Source organism: Shinella sp., assembly GCF_049651085.1.
Taxonomy (GTDB): Bacteria; Pseudomonadota; Alphaproteobacteria; order Rhizobiales; family Rhizobiaceae; genus Shinella.
In genome coordinates this window covers 1-25842 of record NZ_JBASBL010000027.1, presented here as the reverse complement: position 1 = coordinate 25842, position 25842 = coordinate 1, and the positions used below count along the sequence as shown (strand labels likewise).

Annotated in this window: 25 protein-coding genes; 13 read left to right on the top strand and 12 right to left on the bottom strand. The window is 60.1% G+C overall.

Features of this window, described 5'->3' with window-relative positions:
* Positions 1-2: 2 nt before the first annotated feature.
* Entirely contained in the window at positions 3-950 is a 948-nt protein-coding gene (locus tag WA950_RS17500; RefSeq protein ID WP_424553000.1) for a sugar-binding transcriptional regulator, read from the bottom strand.
* Positions 951-1190: 240 nt separating this feature from the next.
* Between WA950_RS17500 and lsrA the strand changes: the two genes are divergently transcribed.
* The 7 genes from lsrA (at position 1191) to WA950_RS17465 (ending at position 7822) form a co-directional block, all read left to right on the top strand.
* Entirely contained in the window at positions 1191-2693 is a 1503-nt protein-coding gene (gene lsrA / locus WA950_RS17495; RefSeq protein WP_424552999.1) for an autoinducer 2 ABC transporter ATP-binding protein LsrA, read from the top strand.
* On the top strand, positions 2686-3717 hold the full coding sequence (lsrC, locus tag WA950_RS17490) for an autoinducer 2 ABC transporter permease LsrC (RefSeq protein ID WP_424552998.1): 1032 nt from the start codon (positions 2686-2688) through the stop codon (positions 3715-3717). Before lsrA ends, lsrC begins: the two co-directional genes overlap by 8 nt.
* Entirely contained in the window at positions 3714-4727 is a 1014-nt protein-coding gene (locus WA950_RS17485; protein ID WP_424552997.1) for an ABC transporter permease subunit, read from the top strand. The genes lsrC and WA950_RS17485 overlap by 4 nt, the downstream gene beginning before the upstream one ends.
* A 2-nt stretch (positions 4728-4729) precedes the next feature.
* Positions 4730-5761: an autoinducer 2 ABC transporter substrate-binding protein LsrB gene (gene lsrB, locus WA950_RS17480; protein ID WP_424552996.1), complete on the top strand. Its 1032-nt coding sequence runs from the start codon at positions 4730-4732 to the stop codon at positions 5759-5761.
* A 66-nt stretch (positions 5762-5827) separates the two neighbouring features.
* Complete coding sequence (locus tag WA950_RS17475) at positions 5828-7081, top strand: class II aldolase/adducin family protein (protein ID WP_424552995.1); 1254 nt, start codon at positions 5828-5830, stop codon at positions 7079-7081.
* 160 nt (positions 7082-7241) lie between these two features.
* The gene (locus WA950_RS17470; protein ID WP_046797786.1) at positions 7242-7442 is read left to right on the top strand and encodes a type II toxin-antitoxin system VapB family antitoxin; all 201 of its coding nucleotides are present in this window, start codon (positions 7242-7244) and stop codon (positions 7440-7442) included.
* Positions 7439-7822: a PIN domain-containing protein gene (locus tag WA950_RS17465; protein ID WP_424552994.1), complete on the top strand. Its 384-nt coding sequence runs from the start codon at positions 7439-7441 to the stop codon at positions 7820-7822. Before WA950_RS17470 ends, WA950_RS17465 begins: the two co-directional genes overlap by 4 nt.
* 501 nt (positions 7823-8323) lie before the next feature.
* On the opposite strand, the gene WA950_RS17460 is transcribed toward WA950_RS17465, so the two are convergent.
* Entirely contained in the window at positions 8324-8590 is a 267-nt protein-coding gene (locus WA950_RS17460) for a hypothetical protein (RefSeq protein WP_424552993.1), read from the bottom strand.
* A gap of 340 nt (positions 8591-8930) precedes the next feature.
* On the opposite strand from WA950_RS17460, the gene WA950_RS17455 reads away from it, so the two are divergent.
* Genes WA950_RS17455 through WA950_RS17440 form a run of 4 tightly spaced genes read left to right on the top strand, consistent with a single transcriptional unit; the run spans position 8931 to position 13180 of the window.
* On the top strand, positions 8931-9974 hold the full coding sequence (locus WA950_RS17455; protein WP_424552992.1) for an ABC transporter substrate-binding protein: 1044 nt from the start codon (positions 8931-8933) through the stop codon (positions 9972-9974).
* A gap of 10 nt (positions 9975-9984) precedes the next feature.
* Entirely contained in the window at positions 9985-11115 is a 1131-nt protein-coding gene (locus tag WA950_RS17450) for an ABC transporter ATP-binding protein (RefSeq protein ID WP_424552991.1), read from the top strand.
* A gap of 2 nt (positions 11116-11117) precedes the next feature.
* Complete coding sequence (locus WA950_RS17445) at positions 11118-12365, top strand: ABC transporter permease (RefSeq protein WP_424552990.1); 1248 nt, start codon at positions 11118-11120, stop codon at positions 12363-12365.
* 5 nt (positions 12366-12370) lie between these two features.
* Complete coding sequence (locus tag WA950_RS17440) at positions 12371-13180, top strand: ABC transporter permease (protein WP_424552989.1); 810 nt, start codon at positions 12371-12373, stop codon at positions 13178-13180.
* Positions 13181-13285: 105 nt separating this feature from the next.
* Here the strand turns inward: WA950_RS17440 and WA950_RS17435 are convergent, their stop codons facing one another.
* Both WA950_RS17435 and WA950_RS17430 read right to left on the bottom strand, forming a co-directional pair.
* Positions 13286-14212 (bottom strand): LysR family transcriptional regulator, encoded by a 927-nt coding sequence (locus WA950_RS17435; RefSeq protein WP_424552988.1) that lies wholly within the window; start codon positions 14210-14212, stop codon positions 13286-13288.
* Positions 14213-14228: 16 nt separating this feature from the next.
* Positions 14229-15443: a M24 family metallopeptidase gene (locus WA950_RS17430; protein ID WP_424553589.1), complete on the bottom strand. Its 1215-nt coding sequence runs from the start codon at positions 15441-15443 to the stop codon at positions 14229-14231.
* Between the two features lie 251 nt (positions 15444-15694).
* Here WA950_RS17430 and WA950_RS17425 point away from each other — a divergent pair, with 251 nt between their 5' ends.
* Entirely contained in the window at positions 15695-16750 is a 1056-nt protein-coding gene (locus WA950_RS17425; RefSeq protein ID WP_424553588.1) for a GlxA family transcriptional regulator, read from the top strand.
* A 240-nt stretch (positions 16751-16990) separates the two neighbouring features.
* Here the strand turns inward: WA950_RS17425 and WA950_RS17420 are convergent, their stop codons facing one another.
* From WA950_RS17420 to WA950_RS17385, 8 genes are all read right to left on the bottom strand, one after another.
* Positions 16991-17833, bottom strand: coding sequence for a hypothetical protein (locus WA950_RS17420; RefSeq protein ID WP_424552987.1), 843 nt, complete (start codon positions 17831-17833; stop codon positions 16991-16993).
* 20 nt (positions 17834-17853) lie between these two features.
* Positions 17854-18936, bottom strand: coding sequence for an ABC transporter ATP-binding protein (locus WA950_RS17415; RefSeq protein WP_424552986.1), 1083 nt, complete (start codon positions 18934-18936; stop codon positions 17854-17856).
* A complete protein-coding gene (locus WA950_RS17410; RefSeq protein ID WP_424552985.1) occupies positions 18936-19469 on the bottom strand; it encodes an ureidoglycolate lyase in 534 nt (177 codons plus the stop codon). Before WA950_RS17410 ends, WA950_RS17415 begins: the two co-directional genes overlap by 1 nt.
* On the bottom strand, positions 19469-19912 hold the full coding sequence (gene rbsD / locus WA950_RS17405; protein ID WP_424552984.1) for a D-ribose pyranase: 444 nt from the start codon (positions 19910-19912) through the stop codon (positions 19469-19471). The genes WA950_RS17410 and rbsD overlap by 1 nt, the downstream gene beginning before the upstream one ends.
* Before the next feature lie 53 nt (positions 19913-19965).
* Positions 19966-20775 (bottom strand): ABC transporter permease, encoded by an 810-nt coding sequence (locus WA950_RS17400; protein WP_424552983.1) that lies wholly within the window; start codon positions 20773-20775, stop codon positions 19966-19968.
* 17 nt (positions 20776-20792) lie between these two features.
* Positions 20793-21977, bottom strand: coding sequence for an ABC transporter permease (locus tag WA950_RS17395; protein ID WP_424552982.1), 1185 nt, complete (start codon positions 21975-21977; stop codon positions 20793-20795).
* Between the two features lie 126 nt (positions 21978-22103).
* Positions 22104-23201 (bottom strand): extracellular solute-binding protein, encoded by a 1098-nt coding sequence (locus WA950_RS17390; RefSeq protein ID WP_424552981.1) that lies wholly within the window; start codon positions 23199-23201, stop codon positions 22104-22106.
* 64 nt (positions 23202-23265) lie between these two features.
* Positions 23266-24252 carry a carbohydrate kinase family protein gene (locus WA950_RS17385; protein ID WP_424552980.1) on the bottom strand — a complete coding sequence of 329 codons (987 nt, stop codon included), beginning with the start codon at positions 24250-24252 and terminating at the stop codon, positions 23266-23268.
* Positions 24253-24565: 313 nt separating this feature from the next.
* Between WA950_RS17385 and WA950_RS17380 the strand changes: the two genes are divergently transcribed.
* Complete coding sequence (locus tag WA950_RS17380; protein WP_424552979.1) at positions 24566-25471, top strand: LysR substrate-binding domain-containing protein; 906 nt, start codon at positions 24566-24568, stop codon at positions 25469-25471.
* The last annotated feature ends 371 nt before the right edge of the window (positions 25472-25842 follow it).

The following is a 25842-nucleotide window of genomic DNA, read 5'->3' as shown; positions in this document are numbered from 1 at the left end:
GTTCAGTCCTTGATCTCGATGAGGCCGGCGGCCGTCGTCTCGTCAGTAATGAGGATACCGACGAACTTTCCTCGCAGCGCCGCATGGATGGCTTGCACCTTGTGGATGCCACCCGCTGCCGCCACGACCTTTTCCGCGCGCGACAGCACCGCCAGCTTCACGCCGATCACCCGGTCGTGCAGCGGCAGGTCGAGCGGCTCGCCGCGCTCGTTATAGAACTGGCAAAGGATGTCACCGACCGCACCCTTGCGCCGCAACGGCTCCACCTCGTCCGGGCTGACATAGCCGGAACGCACTACCGTCGAGGTGGCGGAAAGTTCACCAATGCCCACAAGCTGGTAGGTGGCATTGAGTGCCATGTCGAGGAGGTTGGCGACAGCGGGCTCAGAGGAGAGGTTGCGGGCCACGTCCGGATCGCGCACGACGAGCGGCGCTGGAACCAGATGCACGCCGCTGCCCCAGTTTGCGGTGCGCATGCCGTCGACATACGTACCGACGCCACCGGTCAGGCTGACGAGGCCGATATTTCGCTCGTTGGCGAGGTGGCCGAGCCGCTGGATCGTGTTCGAGACGGTGGCGCCCCAACCAACAGCCAGAAGATCGTCCGTCTGCAGCCGCTGCATGAGGAACTGCGCAGCCGCCTGCCCGAGCCGGTCACTCGGGTCCTGATCGGGCAACTGCGGAACGACGTAGGCCTCAAGCAGCCCATAGCGCTCCTTGATCTGCCGCTCCAGCGCAAGGCAACCCTGGTAGCGCGAGTTGATGCGCACCTGAATGATGCCCGAGCGGCGACCGCTTTCGAGCAGACGCGAGACCTTGATGCGCGACATGTTGAGCTTTTCGCCGATCTCGTTCTGCGTCAGCCCGTCGTTGTAGTAATACCACGCGATGCGGGTGAGGATTTCCTCGTCCGTATCGGCGTAGCTCCATTCCCCGTTATCCGACGCCATGCAAGCGGCTCCTTCGGTCTATCTCTGATCATTTGAATAGCAAAAAAACTTTTGATACGTCAACGTATCCGTGTGATGAAAATTTCTTTGCGTCCGCAATCCATTGTTTTTGGGCAAGAAATCCTATTTTTCTGTGCGACATGAAGGCTTTTAAGATACCAAGAACAATTTGAGCATATTGACGACGTCCAATCACTATGATCACATGATAGACATGAATTACATATGAACAGGTGCGGAATGACGGATAGCCCGGCGGCCGGGAGGGTCGCGAAGCTGACGGACATCTGGAAATCCTACGGTGCCGTTCCGGTGCTGAAGGGTGTCTCACTCGCCTTGCAGGCCGGAGAAGCGCATGCGCTTCTCGGCGGCAACGGCGCCGGCAAGTCAAGCCTCATGAAGATCATGTCGGGCGTCATCCCGGCCAACTCCGGCGCGATCGAAATAAACGGCCGGGCACTCGCCCATGCCTCGCCCGCCCATGCCCAGGAACTCGGCCTCTACCTGGTGCCGCAGGAGGCGCATATCCTGCCCAACCAGAGCGTTCTGGAAAACATCTGCCTCGGCCTTCCCGCCTCACCTCGAGCGTTGCGTCCGCGCGTCGAACAGCTTGTCGCCGACCTCTCCGTCTCGCTCGACCTCGATGCACAGGCAGCAGCCCTCGAAATCGCAGAGCGACAGATCGTCGAGATCCTACGCGGCCTCGTGCGCGACGCACGCGTGCTGATCCTCGACGAACCCACCTCCGCCCTCACCCCATTCGAGACGAGCTCCCTCTTCCAGCGCATGCGCAAACTGCAGGCACAGGGCGTCGGCATTTTCTTCATCTCGCACAAGCTGCGCGAAATCCGTGAGATTTGCGGCACGATCAGCGTGCTGCGCGACGGCGTCATCGTGCTTTCCGGCCCGCTTGAGAACTACAGCGACGCCGAGATCATCGACGCTATGAGCCGCGTGCAGATAACGGAGGATTCAGGGAAAGACCGCAACGGCCGCAAGGTCTCGCAGATCGGCAAGCCGCGCCTCAGCGTGCATGGTCTCAGCGGCGAAGGCTTCCGCAACATCAGCCTCGATGTGCGGGCTGGCGAAATCCTCGGTCTTGCCGGCGTCGTCGGCGCCGGCCGCACGGAACTGGCCGAAACGCTTTTCGGCCTGCGGTCCCAGAAGGCGGGCAGCGTCGTCTTCGACGGTGCGGAACTGCAGAAGCGCTCACCGCGCCTCTGCATCGACCGCGGCCTCGTCTATCTTCCGGAGGACCGCCAGCAGCACGGCCTCTTCCTTGAAGCCCCTCTTTTCTGGAATGTCTCGTCCTATCTCGTGCACCGCCTGCCCTTCTTCCTGAGGCCCGGTACGGAACGGAAGATTTTCGACGAATTCCGCGCGAGCATGGGTATCAAATGCACCGGCTCCGGCCAGGAGGCGCGCGGTCTTTCGGGCGGCAACCAGCAGAAGGTCCTTCTGGCAAAGTGCCTTTCAGCGCGACCGAAAGTACTGATCCTCGACGAACCGACGCGCGGCGTCGACGTCGCTGCCCGCAACGATATCTACGACCTCATTCGCAAGCTCGCGGCCGATGGCGTCGCCATCATCCTCATCTCCTCGGACTTCGACGAGATCGAGCAACTCGCTGACCGCGTCGAGGTCATGGCCTTCGGCCAGTCCGGCGGAGAACTGACAGACGACATATCGGTGGACGCCATCGCCCGCCTTGCCTTCGGCGCTTCGGAGGCCCGCCATGCTTGACCTTTTCGCACGCAACCGCGTCGCAACACTCATCTTCGTTCTCCTCACCGCCTATGCCGCCATCGGCGCTGCCGCCCCCGGCTATCTTTCCGGCACCACAGCCTCTGTCGTCGTCTCCAACAGCCTCGTGCTCATGCTGATCTCGCTCGGCACGATGATCGTCATCCTGACGCGCAACATCGACGTTTCCAGCGGCTCCGTGCTGGGCCTCAGCGCCGCCGTGCTGGGCCTTTCGCTCAATGCCGGCGTCGGCCTTCCGCTCGCCATCGTCTTCTGCCTTGCCACGGGAGCTGCGGCCGGGGCCTTCAACGGGCTGATGGTCGCCTATCTCGGCATTCCCTCCATCGTTGCCACGCTCGGCACGCTCGGCCTTTATCGTGGCATCATGCTCGTTCTGACGGGCGGGCGCTGGATCGAAGACCTGCCGCAGAACCTCAAGGCGCTCGCCAGCAATCTCGGCCCCGGCTTCTCCGCGCTCACCGTCGTCGTGCTCGTTCTTGTCGTGTTCGCATGGCTCGTGCTGCGCAAGACGCGCTTCGGCCGCTATTTTTACGCTGTCGGCGACAACCGCGCCGCCGCGCACCATCTCGGTGTGCCGGTGAAGCGCGTGCAGTTCGCTGCCTTCGTCGCGACGGGCCTGTGCGCCGCGCTCGCAGGTCTCGTCTTCGCCGCGCAGATCGGCTTCATTCCCAACCAGGCCGGCAACGGTATCGAATTGAAGGCGATCGCCGTCAACGTGCTCGGTGGGGTCAGCCTGCTCGGCGGCACCGGCTCGGTCGCGGGCGTTTTTGCCGCCGTCATCTTCATCACCTCCATAGACAGCGCGCTCGTGTTCCTGAAGATCCCCGCTTACTGGAACGACTTCATTGCCGGCGCGATCCTGCTGTCGGTACTGCTGCTCGACGGGCGTATCCGCCAGATTATCGACCGCCGCATCCGCGCCAGACGCTACGCCGTGCACGAACGTGGCCCCGCCCAATCCACTGAAACGACAACGGTGCGCACTGTGGAGGCAAGCCGATGAAAAAGCTGATCTTCCGCTGGGAGACCGCCCTCCTTGCCATGCTCGTCGCCGAACTCATCATCTTCGGCATCGTCAACCCGCGCTTCCTCAATGTCGCGAACCTGATCTACGGAACGTCGGATTTCGTTCAGATCGGCATCGTTGCCCTGCCGTTGACCCTCGTCATCATCGCCGGCGGCATCGACGTCTCCTTCGCGTCGGTGATCGGCCTTGCCGCCATCGTCTTCGGCGTCGCTACCTTCTACGGCGTTCCGCTGCCGCTTTCGATCACGCTGGCGCTCGTCTCCGGCGCACTCTGCGGGCTTCTGAACGCCACCGTCATCCATTTGTCGAAGATCCAGCCGCTCGTCGTAACGCTTGGCAGTCTCTACCTCTTCCAGGGGACAGCGACGGTCGCCTCAGGTCTTGTCGGCGCAGGCGGCTACGAAGGCATCGGCAATTTTCCGGAAGCCTTCAACGCATTCGGCTATGCCGAAGTCCTCGGCCTGCCGGCGCCACTCGCGCTGTTCCTTGCACTCGCGCTCGCACTGATCGTGCTGCTGCACTTCACCCGTTTTGGCCGTGCCGTCTTCCTATCGGGCCAGTCGGAGAGCGCGGCGCGCTTCGCCGGCATCCCGGTCGGCCGCATACAGACGCTCACTTATGTGATCACCGGCGTCTCGGCCGCCATCGCGGGCCTCGTCATGTCGGCCTATTTCGGGTCCGCGCGTGTCGACCTCGGTTCGGCAACGCTGCTTCCGTCCGTCACGGCGGCCGTGCTTGGCGGCGCCTCCATCTACGGCGGTCAAGGGTCCATCCTTGGCACCCTGATTGCCACCTTTGTCATCGGCTTCCTGCAGCAGGGCCTACAGGCAGCCGGCGTCCCCAGCCAGATTTCCAGCGCGCTTTCGGGAGGGTTGCTGGTTGTCGCGGTCGCATTGCGCCATGGAAGCGCAATGCTGGCCGATTTCATCGCCGTCGCCCGGCAAAAGAAACAGACCCGGGCGGCTATCACTTCAGGAGGAGAATGAGAATGATCAAATCAATCATGAAATCCGGCGCCCTCGCCGCGGCACTCGTTGCCGGCACCATGCTCGCTTCGGGCACGGCCCATGCCGAAAACCAGATCGCCTTCATCCCCAAGCTGGTGGGTGTCGGCTTCTTCACCTCCGGCGGCGCCGGTGCGGTGAAGGCCGGCGAAGAAGTCGGCGCTAAGGTCACCTATGACGGCCCGACCGAACCCAGCGTTTCCGGTCAGGTTCAGTTCATCAACAACTTCGTCAACCAGGGCTTCAACGCACTGATCGTCTCCTCCGTCTCGCCGGACGGCCTGTGCCCGGCGCTGAAGCGCGCTATGGAACGCGGCGTGCTCGTCATGACGTGGGACAGTGACGTCAACCCGGATTGCCGCAGCTACTACATCAACCAGGGCACGCCCGAGCAGCTCGGCAGCCTCCTGGTCGACATGGCGGCAGAAGGCGTGACGAAGGAAAAGGCCAAGGTCGCCTTCTTCTATTCCAGCCCGACCGTAACCGACCAGAATGCTTGGGCGGAAGCCGCCAAGGCGAAGATCGCCAAGGAACATCCCGGCTGGGAAATCGTCACCACCCAGTACGGCTACAACGATGCGCAGAAATCGTTGCAGACGGCTGAAAGCATCCTGCAGACCTATCCGGACCTCGACGCGATCATCGCGCCCGATGCCAACGCCCTGCCGGCTGCCGCCCAGGCTGCAGAAAATCTCAAGCGTGCCGAAGGCGTCACCATCGTCGGCTTCTCCACGCCGAACGTCATGCGCCCCTATATCGAACGCGGCACGATCCAGCGCTTCGGCCTGTGGGACGTCACGCAGCAGGGCAAGATCTCGGTCTTCGTGGCCGACCACGTCTTGAAGAACGGCCCGATGAAGGTTGGCGACAAGCTCGAGATCCCCGGCATCGGCACCGTCGAGGTTTCCGCCAACAAGGTGCAGGGCTACGACTACGAAGCCGACGGCAACGGCATCATCCTGCTGCCTGAACGCACTGTCTTCACCAAGGACAACATCGCCAACTTCGACTTCTGATCACGCACGGACGGCGGGCGGTACCGGCTGCCCGCCGAACTCACATTCAAGGACGGAACCATTCGCATGAAAAGCCGCTGGAACGACAAGGACGCAGCCCGCTACGTGGAGGCCGCGCGCACTTTGGGACAAAGCGAGGCCCTCGGCCTTCGCATCTACACGTCCCGCATCATCGGCGGAGATCCGGACCTCGTCCTGCACGGCGGCGGTAACACCTCCGTCAAGGTGAGGTCGGCCGATGGCGAAGCGCTGATGCATATCAAGGGCAGCGGATGGGACCTTGACACGATCGAGGCGCCGGGCCTTCCGGCCGTGCGCCTCGCACCCTTGCTCGACGTCAGGAACGGCACGAAACTCTCCGACCCCGACATGGTGGCTCTCCTGCGCGCAAACCTCATCGAGGCAGATGCACCCAACCCATCTGTCGAGGCGCTGCTGCACGCCTTCCTGCCCTTCGCCTTCGTCGATCACACACATGCGACGGCGATTTTGGCGCTTGCCGACCAGCCCGACATGCGCGAAGCAATCCAGCGCATCTATGGCGACCGCCTCGCCTATGTACCCTATGTCATGCCCGGCTTCGATCTCTCCATCGTCGCTGACCGCATCTATCGCAAGCACACGGGCTGCCAGGGCCTCTGGCTCGAAAACCACGGCCTCTTCACCTTCGCTGACGATGCCCGCACCTCCTATGAGCTGATGATCGAATTCGTCACCATGGCAGAAGCCGAGCTTGCGCGCGCCGGCGTCACGCTTTCCGGCCCCCAGCCGAGCGACGGCGAAGAAGAGGTTGCACTGAGGGCGCGCCTGGAAAAGGCTCTCATGCGCGACGGCTCCCCCTTTGCAAAGGGCGTCTTCCTCGACTACCGTTCCACCGCAGCGATCCGCGAGCACGCAGCCAAGGAAAATGTGGAGGAAATCGGCCTGCGCGGCACCGTCACGCCCGATCACGTCATCCGCATCAAGCCCTGGCCGATGATCGTCGCGGCAGATGCTGACGAAGCTGCAATCGAGGCGGCACTTGCCGCCTATGCCGAGCGCTACCACGCCTATTTCACGCGCAATGCCGCCCGCAGCAGCGAGCCGAAGCACATGCTGGATGTTTATCCCCGCGTCGTGCTGGTGCGCGGCAAAGGAACCTACGCCCTCGGTGCCAATACCAAGGCAGCAAGGATCGGCGGCGATCTTTGCGAACAGGCTACGCGTGCAATCAATGCCGCCGAAGCTTATGGCCGTTTCACGCCCATAAGCGAATCCGACCTATTCGACATGGAATATTGGGCGCTCGAACAGGCCAAGCTGAAGGTTGCGGCTCAATAGCGACCGCGTAAATTAACCTAGCGCTCTTAATGGGATTTGAACCGAAAACCCTACAACAATTCTGATGGGTAAGCGGTTACCATACTGCGGCGAAGCAGGAAGGCGTGGATTTCGGCACCAAATGGTGCTATTGATGCCGCCTTAATGCGGGAGTTTTTTCATGCGATCCACTATCAATCTCGACGACAACCTCATGGAACGAGCAAGATCACTAACCGGAACCAAGGAAACGGCTGCGCTTGTCCGCCAAGCATTGGAAACGCTCGTACGAGTCGAGTCTGGAAGGCGACTGCTCGCGCTCGGAGGCTCCATGCCCGATGCAGAAGCAGCTCCCCGCCGAAGGAGCGAAGCGGCAAAGTGATCCTTGTAGACACCTCCATCTGGATTGATCATTTTCGCTACGGAGACTCGGAGCTACGCAAAATCATCGAAGACGACCGCCTACTTTGCCACCCTGCGATTATCGGCGAATTGGCACTTGGCAGTCTGCGGGACCGTGAGGTCGTATTGGTGTATTTAGCAGCACAGCGCGAAGCATTCGTCGCCACACACGTTGAGGTCATGACGATGATAGATCGTCATTCGATTTTCAGCATGGGAATCGGCTACACGGACGCACACTTGTTAGCTTCGACACTGCTTGACGGGCGATCGAGCTTGTGGACCAGAGACAAACGCCTAACAGCAGCTGCTCAAAAGGCATGCGCCGTGCTGCATACACCTATGATCTCACCGAGTTAGTCGGCGGAGGCGTGAGCACCGGACAAATTCATAACTTAAAGGCTCTTGAACGGATTTGAAACGACAACCCAATACCAGCACGGGTTAAGTGCCTGATACAACGGATGTCGAGTCATGTCGCGGTTTACGGAACCTAGTTCTGGCAAGTGTCCCTTCACAGGGTCATATCTACGCAAGAGACCCATCCGGCCCCATAATCGAGGGCGAGCACTGGCTCACTCAATGTTTTAAAGTTTCTTAATAAATTCGAGCTTCTCTGCGTTCAGTATGCTTACCATAAAGTAAAAGTAACCGAGTTCATTGAGAAGGATTAGTGATCCTTCTCAGCAGGCGATCAAAGCCTTCGACGAAATGCGCCAATTGGACGCGCGTACCAGCAGGGCCGGTTCGCAGGACGGAACCAACGGCAATGATAGATGGACCGATGGCGATGATGTCTCCATCACTGGAAACACAGTTCTTCTTTGAAACCGCTCAATAGCATCGCTTCGGGGCCAATGCTCACGGGGTTGATGAATCGGACACCGGCTTGGAGGCCGATATCTTCCGCTCGTCAGGAATAGCGATTTCGCGCCGCATGGCGCGATGAATTTTTAAAGCTTCACTTTCCGGTATGCCGGCTTGGTCCGCGTAGGTCAGCCAGTTCTCCATATGGCCGTGTATGTCGCGGATGATCACCTCGGCCTTCTTCGGCTTCAGTCCACAAAACTCGCCGAAGGCGACGAGGTCCACTAGCTCGAAATGGTCTCGCTTGCCGTTGAGGCTCATCTGATGCTTGTTGGTCCAAGCTCCGCTTGGATTATACTGATGCACGGCCCCATTTTCGAAATTGTATAGACAACACGAGAGTAAGACTTCTCGAGCGTCGAACCCATTCCGGTACGTTTTTGCAGTTCCATCTGCACCCAAATGAGAAAAGCTTATTCGGGAAAAACCAAACAGCTTTGTATACACCTGCAGAAGGCCCAGCTGATAAGCGGCGCTCATGTGCGCATGAAACCTACTTATTTGCGCCTTTGCATGTCGCAACATAGGCTTTTCCCATAGCCCGCAAGCAAGACGGGCATTGCGACGGGTACATGACATCTGTCTCCAGAGAGGATTTTCAATGTTCAGAAAAACGATGTTTCTGGCGGCGACGACGCTCGCCTATGGCTTGGCGTTCGGGGCATCTCTCGCCGCCGAACCGCTTTCCGTTATGAGTTTCGGCGGCGCGTATCAGGAAGCGCAGCGCAAGGCGGTTTTCAGAGCTTATGCGGAAGAGAGGGGACGCCAAGTATCCGAACAGGAATACGGCGGCGAGATCGCCAAGATCAAGGCGATGATCGACAGCGGAAACACGACGATCGACGTGGTCGACGTCGATGCGCCGACGCTGCTGCAGGGTTGTGACGAAGGTATTTTCGAGCCGATCGACTGGGAGAAGATCGGGCCGAAATCGGAATGGCTGGCCGGCACAACATCGGATTGCGGCGTCGGGACGATCGTCTATGCGACCATCCTCTCCTATGACGAAGAAAAGCTCGACAAGCCGCCTACGAAGCTCGCTGATCTCTTCGATCTTGCCAGTTTCCCCGGCAAGCGTGGCCTTTGGAAAAACCCCGCAACCAATCTCGAGTTCGCGCTGCTGGCCGACGGCGTAGCGTCCGCAGACGTTTATGCTACGCTTGCGACAGCCGATGGCCTCGATCGCGCCTTCGCCAAGCTCGACACGATCAAGGACGAGATCGTCTGGTGGGAAGCGGGCGCGCAGGCGCCGCAACTGCTGGCCTCCGGCGAGGTAGTCATGACCACGGCCTGGAATGGCCGCATCTTCAACGCCAACAAGGAGGGGCGCAATTTCGGTATTGTCTGGGACAACCAGATCCTCGATTCCAACTATTGGGTCATCCCCAAGGGCGCCAAGGACATGGTGGGCTCGCTCGACTTCATCCGCTTCGCGGTCGAACCGAAGATCCTGGCCGGTATTGCGAAATACATTCCATACGGCCCTGTCCGCACGACGGCCACGGCGGAAGTAGCACCGGAAGACGCCAAAAGCCTTCCGACAAGTCCCGAAAACCTGACCAGCTCACTGACGCTCGACAATGCCTTCTGGGCGGATCACGGCGACGAAATTCGCAAACGCTTCACCACCTGGCTTTCCAACTGAGGAGCGGCGGATGAACACGATCACACTGGAAAGGAGGCGCCCCGAACAGGCGCCTCGGGCCGCCTCGGAAGCCATGGTGGCGTTCGAACATGTGCAAAAGACCTATGATGGCCGCACGCTCGTCGTCCAAAACCTCAATCTTTCCGTAAGGCGCGGCGAGTTCCTGACCATGCTTGGACCTTCGGGCTCGGGCAAGACCACGACCCTCATGATGCTCGGCGGCTTCGAACAACCGACAAGTGGACGCATCCTGCTTGAAGGTCAGGCGGTAGAGCGCCTACCGCCGGAGCGGCGAGACATCGGCTTCGTCTTCCAGAATTACGCGCTCTTCCCGCATATGACGGTTGCGGAGAATGTCGGCTTTCCGCTGCGCTATCGCGGCGTCAGGGGCGCTCAGGCTGGCAGGCGCGTCGAAGACGCGCTGGACCTGGTTAAGCTCACCGGCCTCGGCGGGCGCCGTCCAGCGCAACTCTCCGGCGGACAGCAGCAGCGCGTAGCGCTCGCCCGGGCCATGGTGTTCAATCCGAAGCTCATTCTCATGGACGAACCGCTCGGCGCACTCGACAAGCAACTGCGCGAGCATATGCAGGTCGAGATCCGGAAAATCCAGCAACGCCTCGGCATCACCATGGTCTATGTCACGCATGATCAGTCGGAGGCGCTGACGATGTCCGACCGCATCGCCGTATTTCATGAAGGCCGCATTCAGCAGCTCTCCGATCCGGTTACCCTCTATAACCGGCCGGAGAACCGCTTCGTTGCCGGTTTCATCGGTGACAACAACACGCTTTCCTGCGAATTCGCAGGCGCGGAAAGCGGCTATGGCGTCGTACGCATGGCGGACGGAACGCAGCTCAAAACAACAGGTCCCGCCGGTCAGGCACAGAAGGACTTCAGCGTATCCGTGCGCCCCGAACGTCTGTGCCTGGACGATCCGCAAAGAGAAGGAGCAGAAAACCGCTTTCCCGCGCAGGTCCTGGAAAGAACCTTCCTCGGAGACCGGGTCCGACTCACACTGGAGGCCTTCGGGGCCGAGCGTCTGATCGCCTGCCTGCCTGCCGCGGAAGGCGCGGCGATCATTCCGGGAAGCCGCATCGGCATGGCCTGCTTTGCCGCCGACTGCCAAACGCTGACGAGGTAGCCATGGCCGAGACGATGTCCCTGATCACCCCCTCCTCCAGCAGCAAGCTCCGCGCCGCGCTAAGGCGGGCCGAGCGGCCGGGTCGTCTCAGAGCATTTGCACTGGCGCTACCAGCCTTGCTTTTCCTGATCCTCACCTTCGCCGCGCCGATCGGCCTCTTCCTCACTACGGCCGTTCGCAACCCGGAAGTGCGCGAGGTTCTGCCACAAACCCTTACCGCGCTCGAGGATTGGGATGGACAATCCATTCCCGGCGAGGCGGCCTTCGTTGCGCTTGCTGCCGATCTTGCCCGCGCGAAGGAAAACAACACCGCCGCCGTTCTCGGTAAACGCCTCAACTACGAGAGCGCCGGCATGCGCAGCCGCATCATGTCTGTGGTGCGCCATCTTGACAGTTTCGAGGGTGGCGCTTGCGCACCGCAATTCAGCGCACTCGATCCCGTCTGGGCAAATCCGGACCTGTGGGCGATCCTGAAGCGAAATGCCCGTTCTGTGACGCCCTACTATCTGCTAACGGCCATCGATCTCGGGCAGGATGCATCCGGCAGCCTCGTGAAAGTGCCGGCGGATCAAGCCGTGTTCCTCGATATTCTCGGGCGCACGCTCTGGATTGCAGGGCTCGTGACCTTCGCGACGCTGCTTCTAGGTTTTCCGACCGCCTATGTCATCTCCCTCGCGCCCGCGCGCATCGCCGGCTTCCTGCTGCTGATGGTGCTTCTGCCGCTGTGGACCTCGCTTCTCGTGCGCACCACCGCCTGGGTCGTCCTGCTGCAGACCGATGGCGTCATCAATCAGGCGCTTCTGGCACTCGGCCTCACAACGGAGAGGCTGCAACTGATGCTGACCCGTTTCGGTACGGTGACGGCCATGACCCACATTCAGCTTCCCTTCACGATCCTGCCGATTCTCAGCGTCATGAAGTCCATCCCTGAAGGGCAGATGCGAGCGGCGCGATCCTTGGGCGCTCCTCCACTTTTCGCCTTCTGGCGGGTCTATGCGCCGCAGACACTTCCGGGCGTTGCTGCCGGATGCCTGATGACGTTCATCCTCTCGCTCGGCTATTACATCACACCTGCCCTGGTCGGCGGCCCACGCGACCAAATGATGTCGAACTTCATCGCCACCTATATCAACCGCGATCTGAACTGGGGCATGGCAGCTGCGCTCGCCTTCCTGCTCCTTGTGATTACGCTTACCATCTATCTCCTGTTCCTGCGTCTCGTCGGCGCGGAGCGCATCAAGCTTGGATGAGAACCATGTGGCTACCTGCTTACGCGACCCGCAGCGAACGGCTATGCCGCCTCGCCGTCGTCACCTTCGCCCTGATCGTGCTTGTCTTTCTGATCGGACCGCTTTTCGTCGTGTTCCCGCTCTCGATCTCGAAGGATCCCTTCTTCACCTTCCCCATTCAGGAATATTCATGGCGGTGGTATGCGGATTTCTTCGAGAATCCTCGCTGGACTCAGAGCCTCTTCAACAGCCTTTTCGCTGCTCTACTCAGCACGGCGCTCGCCACGCTCTTCGGGACGCTTGCCGCACTCGGCATCAGCCGCCCCGGTTTTCCTGCGCGCAAGGCGGTCATGGCGCTGATGATTTCCCCGATGATCATGCCCGTCGTCATCATCGCCGTGGGCGCCTATATGTTCTTCGGCACGCTTGGGCTGACCAACACGCGGACCGGCCTCGTGCTTGCCCATGCGGCCCTTTCCATCCCCTTTGTCGTCGTCACGGTGCTTTCGGCACTTTCAACCTATGATTCCAATCTCACGCGAGCGGGTGCTAGCCTCGGCGCCGGGCCGGTCAGTGTCTTCTTTTCGGTCACGCTGCCGCTCATTCTACCGGGAATCGTCTCCGGTGCGCTGCTGGCCTTTGCAGTGTCCTTCGACGAAGTAATCATCGCTTTGTTCCTGACAGGCGCTGAGCAGCGCACACTGCCGGTACAGATGTTCTCCGGCATCCGCGACCAGATCAACCCGACGATCATGGCTGCGGCGAGCCTACTGACCACAGTATCCATTGCGCTTTTCGTGGTGCTGAACCTCTTCCGTAGCCTGCGTCGCGCCTGACAATCCGCCGCTGCCTCTAAAAAGAGCGTTTTCCGCTACAGGAGAACGCTCTCTTCATTTCCGGCGATGTCTGCGAAGCAGCTTCGCTGCTCCGGTGATTTTGCCCTAATCGTCCCGAGAGCCCGCGAGAAAAGCATCGGCGAAATGCGCCGCAAAACTTTCCGCAACTGGCGAGCGCTTTCGATCCGAACTGAGATAGATGCCCACGACGACGTCCGTGAGCCTTGGCAGCCCAAGCACATCATCAAGCCTTGCGAGCTTGGCAGGAACGATGCGGCGCGCGAGCACGGTGTTGCCGAAGCCGGAGCCGACTGCCGCTTCCAGACCTGCCAAGCTGGGGCTGGTATAGACGATATCGTAGCTGCGTCCGTCGCGCTGCAAGGCCGTCAGCATTGCCCGCCGATACAGACAGCCCTCCGGGTAGCAGACGATACGCAAGCCGGCATTCCTATCCGCTACCACGGAGGTCGCGCTATCGCCGACCCAGGTCAGCGGCTCCTTCCATGTCATGAACGCGCCTTCGGCCGGCCCATCCGGCGTCATCGCCACGACCAGGTCATAGAGACCGTTGCGAAGGCCTTGCAGAAGCACATGCGAAAGATCGCAAACGACTTCGAAGCGAAAATCATGGCCGCTGCGAGCAAGGCGCGGCATCAGTTTGGGCAGGAAATGATCGGCATAATCGTTGGGAATGCCAAGGCGGATCTTGCCCTGTTGGTCGCGCTTGGACAACCGCAGTACCATCTCGTCATTCAGTGTCAGCATTTGACGGGCGTAACTGGCGACGAGCTCGCCTGCTTCGGTCGGCTGGGCGCCGGCGTCCTTGACGAAGAGGGGAACGTTCAAAAGCTCCTGCAGTTTCTTCATTTGCAGACTGATGGCGGGTTGAGTGCGGCCCAGCTGCTCGGCGGCGCGTGTGTGACTGCGCAAGTCGATGACCGCAAGGAAGGTGCGAAGAAGATCGGTCGGGATGTTTCTCACAGGCAGCATCACTTCCAAAGGGAAACGGGCCGCTTGGACGGCCCGTTTCAAGTTGCCCGCAGACGGGTCAGGCGGGGAGGATATTATGCTCCGGGCCGAAGGGGAAGCCCGTGATGTTTTCCGAGCCGTTTTCCGTCATGACAAGGATATCGTGCTCACGGTAGCCACCGGCGCCCGGCATGCCATCTGGGATGGTCAGCATCGGCTCCATTGAGACCACCATACCCGGCTGGAGAATGGTATTGATATCCTCGCGCAGTTCCACACCCGCTTCACGGCCGTAATAGTGGGACAGCACGCCAAAGGAATGACCGTAGCCGAACGAGCGATAGCCGAGAAGACCATTCTCTCGATAGATCTCGTTCAACTCCGTCGCCACGTCGCCACAGCGCGCGCCAGGCTTCAGCAGCTCGAGGCCACGCCGATGGACGGCGCAATTGATCTCCCATATGCGCAGGTGCTCGTCGCTGGCATGATCAAGGAACAGCGTGCGCTCCAGGGCCGTGTAGTAACCAGCGATCATCGGGAAGCAGTTCAGCGAGAGAATATCGCCCTTCTCCACCCGGCGCGAGGTGACCGGATTGTGCGCTCCGTCCGTGTTGATACCCGACTGGAACCAGACCCACGTGTCCATCAATTCGGCATTGGGAAAACGATCCGCGATATGACGCACCATGGCCTGTGTACCGGCGAGCGCCACTTCATATTCCGGTACATTTTCATGCACGGCCTTCGCCACAGCTGCGCCGCCGATATCGGCAGTCGCAGCTCCTTCCTTGATGAGCGCGATCTCTTCGGCCGACTTGATCGTGCGCAACCACATGGTGGGCGAACCGATATCAACGAACTCTACATTCGGAAATGCTTCTTCCAGCAAGCCGCGCAGCTCGAGGTTCACCTGGTCAAACTCGATACCGATGCGCGAGACATTCGGCAGAAGCTGCTGCAGGGCATGGAAGAAATTGTCTCGCTGCCAATCGGTATAGGTGATGTTGTCGCCAAAAGTGCGTCGCCAAGGCTGGCCGGCATCGATACCGGCGGAGACCGAGGTTGCCCTTTCCGGCGTGATGACGAAGGCATAGCGTCGGCCGAAGGAGCAATAGAGGAAATCGGAGAAATAGCAGATATTGTGGTAGGACGTGAGGATCGCAGCTTCGAGCTTCAATTCCTCCAAAATACGGCGCATCGCATTCTGTCGCCGCTCCATCTCAGTTGCTGAGAAGGTCGGCTGCACCTTCTCGCCATTGTGCATTTCCTGCAACCGTAGGAGCTGGTTCGGCATCCCTCGCGCAAACATGTTCATATGAAAAACTCCTTCTCCGCGGCCAATCGCGCTGTTTGACGAGACTGAGGGTAGGAACCTTCACGGCCGCTGGAAAATTAGAAGTTCCAATGCGGGCATAAGGGATTCGAACTTCGTGCAGATTGCTAATGGCGGCATTTGCGATCGAAATTTCCGTCGCAGCTTCCCCTTCTGTAGTTTTCGAGCAGGACTGGATCGTGGTCGATGTCCTTCGAGAGCAAGGAGAGCCTATGCTGGAGCGTGGAATTGGATATGTCGTCGCTGGAAGCGGCAGGAACCACGGTGGCGGATCGGGAAAACGGCTGAGGGTCGGCTTCCTTCTCGCCAGGCAATTCACCATGAGCGCCTTTGCGTTGTTCGTTGACACGTTGCGGCTTGCCAGCGACGTGGAGGACAAGTCGGGCCGCCGCCTGTGCGACTGGGATGTCTTGAGCCCGAACACACACATGATCCGGTCAAGCTGCGGTGTGCAGCTCGTTCCGACCACGGGACTGGGCGACCCGGAGCGCTTCGACTATATCGTAGTTATCGGCGGTCTTCTGGACGTCGAGGAGCAGCTATCTTACGAATCGATCGGCTTCCTTCGACGCGCCATCCAGAAGGGCGTCAGGCTGGTCGGCGCCTGCACGGGCAGCTTCGTCCTCGCCGATGCGGGATTGCTTGACGGCAAGACGGCTTGTGTCAGTTGGCTGCATCACTCCGAATTCAAAGCGCGTTTTCCGGAGATTCGATTGACCTCGCAGAGGCTCTTTGTGGAGGACGGCAACGTGACGACCTGTGCCGGTGGCAGCGCCGTAGCCGATCTCGCCGCATTGCTGGTCCGGCGGCATGTCGGCGAAGGTGCAGAACGCAATGCCATGGAAATCCTTCAACTTGATCGCCGAAGAGAGGGGTCGGATCTGCAGAGCCGCATGCCGATCGCCTTGCCCATACACTGCGACGAACGCATTCGTGCTGCGCTGCTCTACATGGAGGAGAACATCGACGACAGACTGGAAATAGAGAAGATCGCAGACCGTGTCGGTCTTTCCAGACGCCAACTGGAACGGATATTCAAGACCAAAACAGGTTTCTCACCCGCGACTGCCTACGAGAAAATCTGCATGAAAAAAGCCGCGCAGTTGGTCGAGAGAACATCCAAGACAATGATCGACATCGCTCTCGATGTCGGATTTGCAAGCAGCTCGCACTTTTGCAGGCGGTTCCGGGCAAATTTCGGCATGACACCACACAAGCTACGAGAGAAAATGCGAAACCGAAATCAACAGATCACTGAAAGCCACTGACGCGCCGGTTTTGCCTGACGCGATCTCCCGCGAGCCAGTTGATCAGGCCGAAACGAACAACCTACGAACTCGCGGCATTTTCTTGGGCATTGATGTCGACGGTACCGATATCAGTTGATTTACTTTGGCGAGAAGGGCCAGCCTTCTCGCCGCTGTTGTGTTTGACCACGTACGATATGTCGTTGGTTTCAGATTTCTGCCAATTTCATAATAACTGCGTACACGTTGAAACCCGGATCGTCAGACGGGACACTGTATCTCACCCTGCCCGCGAGTAAAGGCGAGAAGGCGAACGAGCCTTTCAGGATCGAGATTGTGGAAGTCACCGTCGAAGCTAATGCCGGTGCCGACGATGAAGCAGTCGACCAGCGGTGCGAACACCGGCGCATTTTCCGGTGTGATTCCCGAGGCAAGGGCCAGTGCGGCGTTGCCGATGCCACGTCTGAAGGCCTCGATCTTGTCCAGTTCCGGCGCATGGCCGGTGGCGATACCCGAAGTGGTCACCACGTCCATCCAAGAAACCGCAATTTGAGCGGAAACTTCGTAGTGTTCTGGAGCGACCTCGCGCTGCTTCTTGAAGCAAGTGCCGCCCATATAGAGACCTTCCCAGCCCGACGTCCTGCGGATCGCCTCGATTTCGGCTGCATCCTTCTGGTTGCCTACCGGTTCCAGCTCGTTCAGGCAGGCGTCATCGGCCCAGTAGGCATCCACCGCGATGCCTTCGCGCTGCAGGTCTCCGAGGATCGGAAACGCTGCCTTGCCCGTCACCGCCAGGAAGTTCACCCCGATCCAGGCCGAGGGGAACCTGGCGCGGGCGCTGCGAATGATCGGCAGAAACGCCTCTACGCTGATGTCGTGGTTGATCAGGAGGACGCCCGGTGCGCCGGCCTGCATTGCGATGCGGAGGTTGCGCTCCGTCTGCTCGATGTCCAGTACATGGATGACCGGCAGGACGACCGGTCCCGGCGATTTGAAGAGCTTATGGAAGTCTTGCCTTTGCATATCGAATCCGTTCTTGGCAATGGTTATTTTGGCATGCCGCCTCAGCGCCGCCGGATGGGTCCGGCGACTTGGTTGCGTCAATCGCAGTGCTTTCTGTGTGGCTAGGCTTGAACGACCTGCAGGGCTTGCGCCGTCCAGCCGAGCTGAACAAGGTCGCCGATGGCCGGCAGCCTCGGTTCGGCAAAGAAGTTCTGCTTCACCGTGAAGTGGGAGGTACCGGGAAAATCGAGCCGGAGCCGCGTATGATCGCCCTGGAAGATCGTGTCCACGATCCGTGCCTCGACGCGGTTTTCGCAATTGACCGCCGCCGCACCGATCGAGGCGCGCTCCGGGCGGACATAGAGAAGCACCTTTTCCCCGATCCGCACCTGAGGGCTGAGCTTTGACGCGACCATGATGCCCGCATCCGTCCGGATCGAACCCCGCCCTTCGTCGCGCGACACCAGGGTTCCGGACAACCGGTTGTTCTCGCCGACAAATTCCGCGACGAAGGCGCTTTCCGGCTCGTCGTATAGCTGTTTTGGCGCTGCGCATTGCAGCAGGTCGCCGTCGTGGAACACCGCGACCCGGTCGGACATGGTCATCGCCTCGCCCTGATCGTGCGTGACGTAGATCATGGTCACCGAGGTCTCGCTGTGCAGTTGCTTAAGCTCCAGCTGCATGGTCTCGCGCAACTGGCGATCGAGTGCGCCCAACGGCTCATCGAGCAGTACGACGCTCGGCTCGAACACCAGAGCTCGTGCGAGCGCCACCCGCTGCTGCTGGCCGCCGGACAGCTGCGCCGGACGGCGCTCGCTGAGGCTCGCGAGCTTGACCATTTCAAGCGCACGCTTGACGCGCTTGCCGATCTCCGGCTTCGCCATGCGCCGGGCCTTCAACGGATAGGCCAGATTTTCCGCGACCGTCATGTGCGGGAACAGGGCGTAATTCTGAAAGACCACACCGATGTTGCGTCGGTGCGGCGGTATGCCCTCAATAGGCACGTCATCGAGCAGGATGCGGCCGCTGGTCGGTGTCTCCAGGCCCGCGAGCATCATCAGCGTGGTCGTCTTGCCCGAGCCGGACGGACCGAGCAGCGAAAGAAATTCGCCGCGCTTGACCTCCAAGTTTAGGCCTTTGACCACGGTCAGCGCACCATAGCTCTTAACGACATTCTCGTAGCGGGTGATTATATCGCCGACCATCAAACGATCCCTTCATGGTTGACTGCCGTGCGGCAGGCGAGCCGGAGGCGGTCGGCGAACGCGACCCAGCCGCCCCGGCCCTCGCTTTCGCCCGCCCTACGGCGCTCGGCGACGTAGAAATAGGAGGCCGGCCCGCGCAGACCGAAAGCCGCCGCGTGCCAGATGCCCGGTGCCATTACCAGCGCCGTTCCAGGCTTCAGGACGAATGCGCGCGCCTTCAAAGCATCGGGCCTCTGGAGGCCGGTCGCGTCATCCGTGCCGGTCGCAACCAGCTGTACCAGCTCGCCCACGACCGGAATGACGATCTCTGTCCCCGGTTCGCGCTCCATCTCGCGGATTTCCTGACTGCCGCCCTCCGTCTGGACGAAGCCGACCCACTGCCTGCCCGCGCTCAGCTCGGCACATCCTTCCCAGCATCGCCACCACTCGCCGGAATTGCTGGCCGCATGTCCGTCAAACACGAGCACACTGCCGAAGTCCGCAGCCGTTTCGGGCCTGAGTGCTTCTGTCTCGATCTCGCGCAGGATGCTCATTAGATTGGGCTCCGGCGCGGCGCTGGCGAGAAGGCCAGTCCGGCCACGATAACCAGGTTGCAATAGGGAATGCATTCCCCGGTCCTGATGATGCCCTTCACCGACTTTGCGTGTTCCTTGAAGGTGACGTGCGGTTCGTTGTCGACCTCGATCGGCTCACCCGATGCAGCCGCGGCTCCGGCAATGATGCGATGGACCTCACTGTAGACCTCCGGGCCATGGTTCTGCATTTCGGAATCGATGATCACCTTCTCGATCGACAGCTCTTCGGCGACTACCGAAAAGACGTCGGTCAGACGCGGGATGCCGTGCGTGAGGCAGATATCGTAACGCAGGTCCTTGGGGATCGGCCAGCCGGCGTCGACGATCATGATCTTGTCCGAATGCCCGAGATCACCGATCAGGGCCGTAAGGGGTCCATTCAAAAGCGCGCCATGCCGCATGTTGTCTCGTCTTTCCTGTTGGGATGGCCTGGCCATCCTATCGTCGTTGTTGGTCAGGTTGATTTCTCGGCGTAGCTTTCGGCGCGACGCCGCAGGAACTCGCCCAGGATCAGAATGAGCACGGCAAATCCGACCAGCATCGTTGCGACTGCCAGAATGGCAGGGCTGAGATGCTCGCGAAGCCCGATGAGCATTTCGCGCGGGATGGTCTTCTGCTCGTAGCCGCCGATGAACTGGATCACCACCACCTCATCGAGCGAGGCTGCAAAGGAGAAGATGGCCCCCGCAAGAATGGCGGGCCGGATCAGCGGCAGGGTGACGTTCCAGAATGTGTAGAGAGGACCGGCGCCCAGCGTTGCGGACGCGGAGACGAGACGCCAGTCGAAGCGCTGTAGGCTCGCCCGTATCGTGATGACGGCAACCGGCGCCGCCAGCACCGTGTGCGCAACGATGACCGCCGTATAGGTACCGATCATCTTGAGATCGGAGAAGGCGGAATAGAGCCCGCCGGCAATGATGACGATCGGCACGATCTGCGGCAGAAGGATGAGCGCCGCCCAGAAGGCCTTGAGCGGTGTGCCGCTTCGCGAAAGGCCAAGCGCGGCAAGGGTTCCGAGCACGGTCGATAGCGCCGCCGCCGAAAGCCCGATGAAGACGCTGTTTTTCAGCGCCAGCATCCATTCGCGGTCGCCCATGACCGCGGTATACCAGCGTGTCGAAAAGGCGTCAGGCTCCAGCGCGAGCATCTCGGGCGTGTAGTAGAGATACTGGCCCGACGTAAAGGACAGTGGAATGATTACGAGCAGCGGCAAAGCCAGGAAGACCAGACCGAGCAGAGCCCATATTTTGACAGAAAGTCTCATCGTCGCATCCATTTCGCTCAGATTTTCTGCTCGGTTTTCGGCGACACCGCGCGCAGCACCAGGGCGGCAGCCGCGATGACCAGGAGCAACATCGTCGCCAATGCGCCTGCAAGGCCCCAGTTGAGGGACTTGGAGAAATTGTAGGCGATGAGGTTGCCGATCAGGCTGCCGCTCGGTCCGCCCACGAGTTCCGGCGTCAGATAGAAGCCGAAGGACAGGACGAAGATCAGGATTCCTCCCGCCAGAACGCCGGGAAGGGTCTGTGGCAGGTAAACGGTCAGGAAGGCGCGCAAGGGTGTAGCGCCGAGCGTCAGGGCGGCCTTGAACAGTGTCGGTTGCACGCGGTTCATCACGGCATAGGTCGGCAGTACCGCATAGGGCAGCAAGACATAGGACATCACCACCACGGTTGCGAATAAGTTGTGCAGGATTTGCGGCCGGTTCGCGTCATCGACAAGACCGAACGCCACGAGAACGCCGTTGATGATGCCGCCCGACTCCAGCAGGACGATCCAGCTGGCGATCCGTGCCAAAAGCGGTGTCCAGAAGGGCAGCAGAACCATGCCCATGGAGATGGCGAATGCAATGCCACGGGCATTGGCGAGATAATAGGCGATAGGATAGCCGATGGCGGTGCACACACAGACCACAAGAAGCGCGACCAGAACCGTGCGCATCCAAAGGCGCATGTAGACTTGTTGTGCTTCCGGCTTAACCTCGACTGACACCGAGGCCGTCGGATTGCCGGTCCTCAGATCAAGAGCATTGAAATAATACTCGGGTATGACCCGTTTGGTCGCCAGCTTTATGGCGCGCCAGGTCTTCAGGTCGCCCCAGCGCTTGTCCACCTGTACGAATGCCGCGCCGGTCGGCTCCAGATCAGCGGAGCGGGCGGTGGTCTTGCGGATGAGGCTGTTCATCCCGCCCTGGAAGAAGTTGAGCCGCGCGCCGAGCTTCGCGATAGTGCCCTTTTCGGTTTCCCGAACCAGATCTCGGCCGAAGGCGGCGAATACGGCGTCGCCCGGCACCTCCGCCCCCTGCCATGTCTCGAGCGCAGCGGCGGTTTCCGACAGGGACTGGGCAATTTCGCGATTGTCGACGCTGAGGACGACGAAACGGAACAATGGCAAGATCAGGAACAGAACGATCAGCAGTGCGAGCGGCGCCATCAGCATCAGGCCGACGACAGACGTCCGCCGCATCCGCCAGGTCGATCGGGCGGGCAAAATTGTCAGGGGAGGTGCGGTAGTGGCCATGAGTGCGCGTTCACCAGATCGTTCGGAGGGGGTAGGCCCCGGAAATCATCCCGAGGCCCATGGGAGGATCGATCAAAGGCGGGACTTCCAAGCAATCCAGCGTTCGTTGACCTCATCCTGGTGGTTCTGCCAATAGTCAGAACCCATTTCGAGGTAGTTGGTCATGTTGGCAGGCGCGGTGGACAGATAGGGGCCAACTGCCGTCTTACCGTCTTCGGACCAGGGCTCGTTCGCCATGATCTTGTCGCCCGCCGACTTTCTCCACGGAGCGTAGGGAATGTAGCGGACGGTTTCGGCAATATTGTCAGTAGCGGTGGCGAACCGCAGGAAATCCTTCGCCGCATCGAGGTGCGGAGCGCCCTTCAGCACGACGAAATTCTGGAAATCCATGATCTGGCCGTCCCAAACCTGCTCGATGGGCGCGCCTTCCTTGACGACCGCATCATAGAAGCGACCACTCCAGCCGGTCGACATGACGACTTCGCCCTTCGCCAGCAATTCCGGCGGCTCCGCACCGCCGTTCCAGAATACCAGGCCGCCGTTCTTGTCTTCGTGCAGCGTCTTGAGCTTGGCAAGCGCGCGGTCCACTGCCTCCTCGCCGTTTTCCTCGAGATAGCTGTAGATCTGGTTGGCCGGCACGCCGTCGGCCATAAGGGCCATCTCGATCGCCTGCGTCGGACTGCTCCAAACCCCACGCTTGCCGGGGAATTTCGCGGTGTCGAAATAGTCCGCAACGACGGTCGGCCGCGCTCCGGAGAACGTGTTCTTGTTGTAGGCGTAAGTCCAGGAGTAGGTCACCGTGCCGACGGCGCAATCATTCGGGCGTTCGATCAGGTAGTCGTCGACACCGGCGCCGTTCGGGGCCGCTTCGGTTACCTCCGCGAGATCTATCTTCTCGAAGATGCCTTCCGCGCAGCCGATGTTGGAATCGGCATTGTTCATGTCGACAACATCCCAGATGACATTGCCGGATGCGACCTGCGAGCGCACTTCGCCGAGACCACCGGAATAGACATTCCAGTTGATCTTGTTGCCGGCCTTTTCATAGGCTTGGCCGTAACCGAGTTCCTGGCTGCGCTGATAGGCGCCCCCGATTGAAGTCACGTTGACTTCGGCCGCAAACACCCAGCCGGCGCTCATTGCCAGAATGCCTGCGCTGACACCACTCAACAACATATTCCTGATCATCTGTATCCCCCTCGATTTGATCAACGTCTGTTGTGCTTGCCTATAGTCACGCCAGGACAGCAGCGGCAGCATCTGACTGCCCTGACATTTGAATGAAACTCTCGATTTCTGAGACGGATGCCCGCCCGCTGCGTGGGCCGACGAGTGTGGTCGAGCGTGCCGCTGCGGCGTTTGCGAAATGCGCAGATCGCTCGACGGACCATCCTGCAGCGCGGCCGTAGAGATAGCTCGAATTGAACGTGTCGCCGGCCCCGAGCGGATCGACCGCCGATACCACATGCCCGGCTATGTGGACGCTCCTGTTCGGCAGGTAAATCTCGCACCCCTCCTTTCCGAGGGTCAGAACAACTTCGCCGCGCGTACTTTCGAGCAATTCGCCGATTGCCTCTTCGGTGGAAGAACCACCACGGAACTTGCCAATGCTCTCGTCATTGAACGAGACGAAATCTGCCGTGGAAAAGGCCCACCAGTCCTCCTTCGCGGAACGGAACGATTCCGCCTCGACATCGATGAACAGCCTGGCACCATTGGTCCGCGCTTGCGCAAGTACGTCCGTGACGTTGGCGATACGCCGCAGATGGGCGATCGTGGAATAGATGTACTTCGCGCCCGTGAAGACCCTGTGCTCCTCGGCCGACAGGGCGAAATCGTAACCGGGATCGATGATGATCAGCGTCTTCTCGCTCGCATTGCGTTCGCTCAGAAAATTGTAGGCGTAGGAATTGGTGAATTGCGGCGAGCGACGCACCAGACGCGTATCGATACCATTCGACGCCATCTCGGCCAGGATCGGGTCGGCGTCCTCGTTGTCCTGCAGCGGCCCCATCAACGTCGGCGGCAAGCCGTATCCCGCATAGATGGACGCTGCGTTCGGGATCATGCCACCATAAACCCGGCCGGCTGGCACCGCATTGATCTTCTGGCCCTCGCTCGGCCAGTATTGGCAGCGGACATAGTGGTCAACCGCATGGCTGCCGAAAAAGACCACAGTGTTATCGCTGATGACGGCTTCGGACATGGCATCCTTCTTCATTGAATATTTTCTGAAGATCGTTTCCCGGCTTTCGCCGCCGGCTCAAGGAAGGCTTGGCAAGTGGACATTGGCAGCGGGGTGGGCACTGAACAAGCGGTAAGACCTAACGGATTGCGTTAGCCTATCTTACGCCCAAAGCCGCAACGCGTGGTATTTCGGTTCCATGCACCACTATTTTCGGCTGCAAACGATGCACTTGCAGGCAAGCTCGAAAGTTTTTTTTGACAGACATGAGCCGGCATGCTCTCTGAATCGCGCATCCGCAGGTCATGTCCGGGCCCGGCGCGGACACGGCTGAGGAACGCGACACAGGATGGCACTCACTCACTTCTCGCTGACCGCACTGCGTTCCTTCGAGGTTGCCTCGCGCCACCTCAGCTTCACAAAGGCCGCAGAAGAGCTTTTCCTGACGCGGAGCGCCATCAGCCAACAGATCAGCCTTCTCGAAGGCCAGATCGGGGTGAAGCTGTTTCACCGTATCCATAGCAAACTCGTCCTGTCCCGCGAAGGCGAGCTTCTCGCCAGCGTCGTTCGCAAGTCCCTGTTTAATATCGAGAGCGCGCTCGACAGCATCCGGTCGAGCGACATCACCGGCAAGCTGGTCGTCGGCTCACTGCCGTCCTTCGGCGCGAAATGGCTGGCACCGCGCATATCGCAGTTCGGTGAACTCTATCCGAACATCGAGATCAGGCTTTTGTCTTACGTCAGCCTCGACGATGTCATTTCCAACGGTGTCGACATCGCGGTCAGTTTCGCCCGTGAGAAACAACCAGGCATTCGGCAGGAAATCCTCCTGCAGGACGAGATCTGGCCGATCTGCGCGCCATCGATCCTTCGTGCCGGGCAGCCCGTCACAACCTCCGCCGATCTCGGGCACTATCCCATCCTGCACACCACGCTGGAAGGGCTGGATTTTGGCGCAAGCTGGGACAGCTGGCTTGCCGAGCTGGGCCTGCCCCCCTTCCCGACCCACCGCGCCATCTCGTTCTCACGGGCATACATGATGATCGAGGCCGCAACATGCGGCCAGGGTATAGGCATCGCTATGCGCTCCTTGGTGGAGCAGGACGTCAACAGCGGCAAACTGTTCCGGCTGTTCGACTTTCGCGTCGAAGCCAGCAAGCTGATCGCATTGTTTTACCCGGAGGCGGCTGAGCATAGGCCTGCGGTAAGAGCATTCACGGAGTGGATACACGAAGAGATCGGAAGAGGAGGATAGGCCAATTTGTCCGTCAAACAGCTTCTCGTGGGTCTGCTAGGATTGGCTACGACGCCGTTTGCCAAATTGAAACTCTCAGCTCACGCGAGAATGCATGAAGACTGGTCATGAAGTTCAGCGCACTTGGCGCCCGAGGTTTCGCGATTCCACTCGACTGCCACCGCATACTGGAAGCCCATCAATTGCTCTAAGGGAACAAATGTTTCCAACCACCACCTCGAGCTTGCAGATCTCTGCCGAGCGAGTGTTGATTTGCACTGAGAGCTGACCCGGGATTGCGGGAAATTATCACTGAGATTTGACCCATGTTTCAATCATCCCTCGCGAGGTTTCAGCGGGGGCTCTGGAGTGATCGACATGGCGTTACTGAG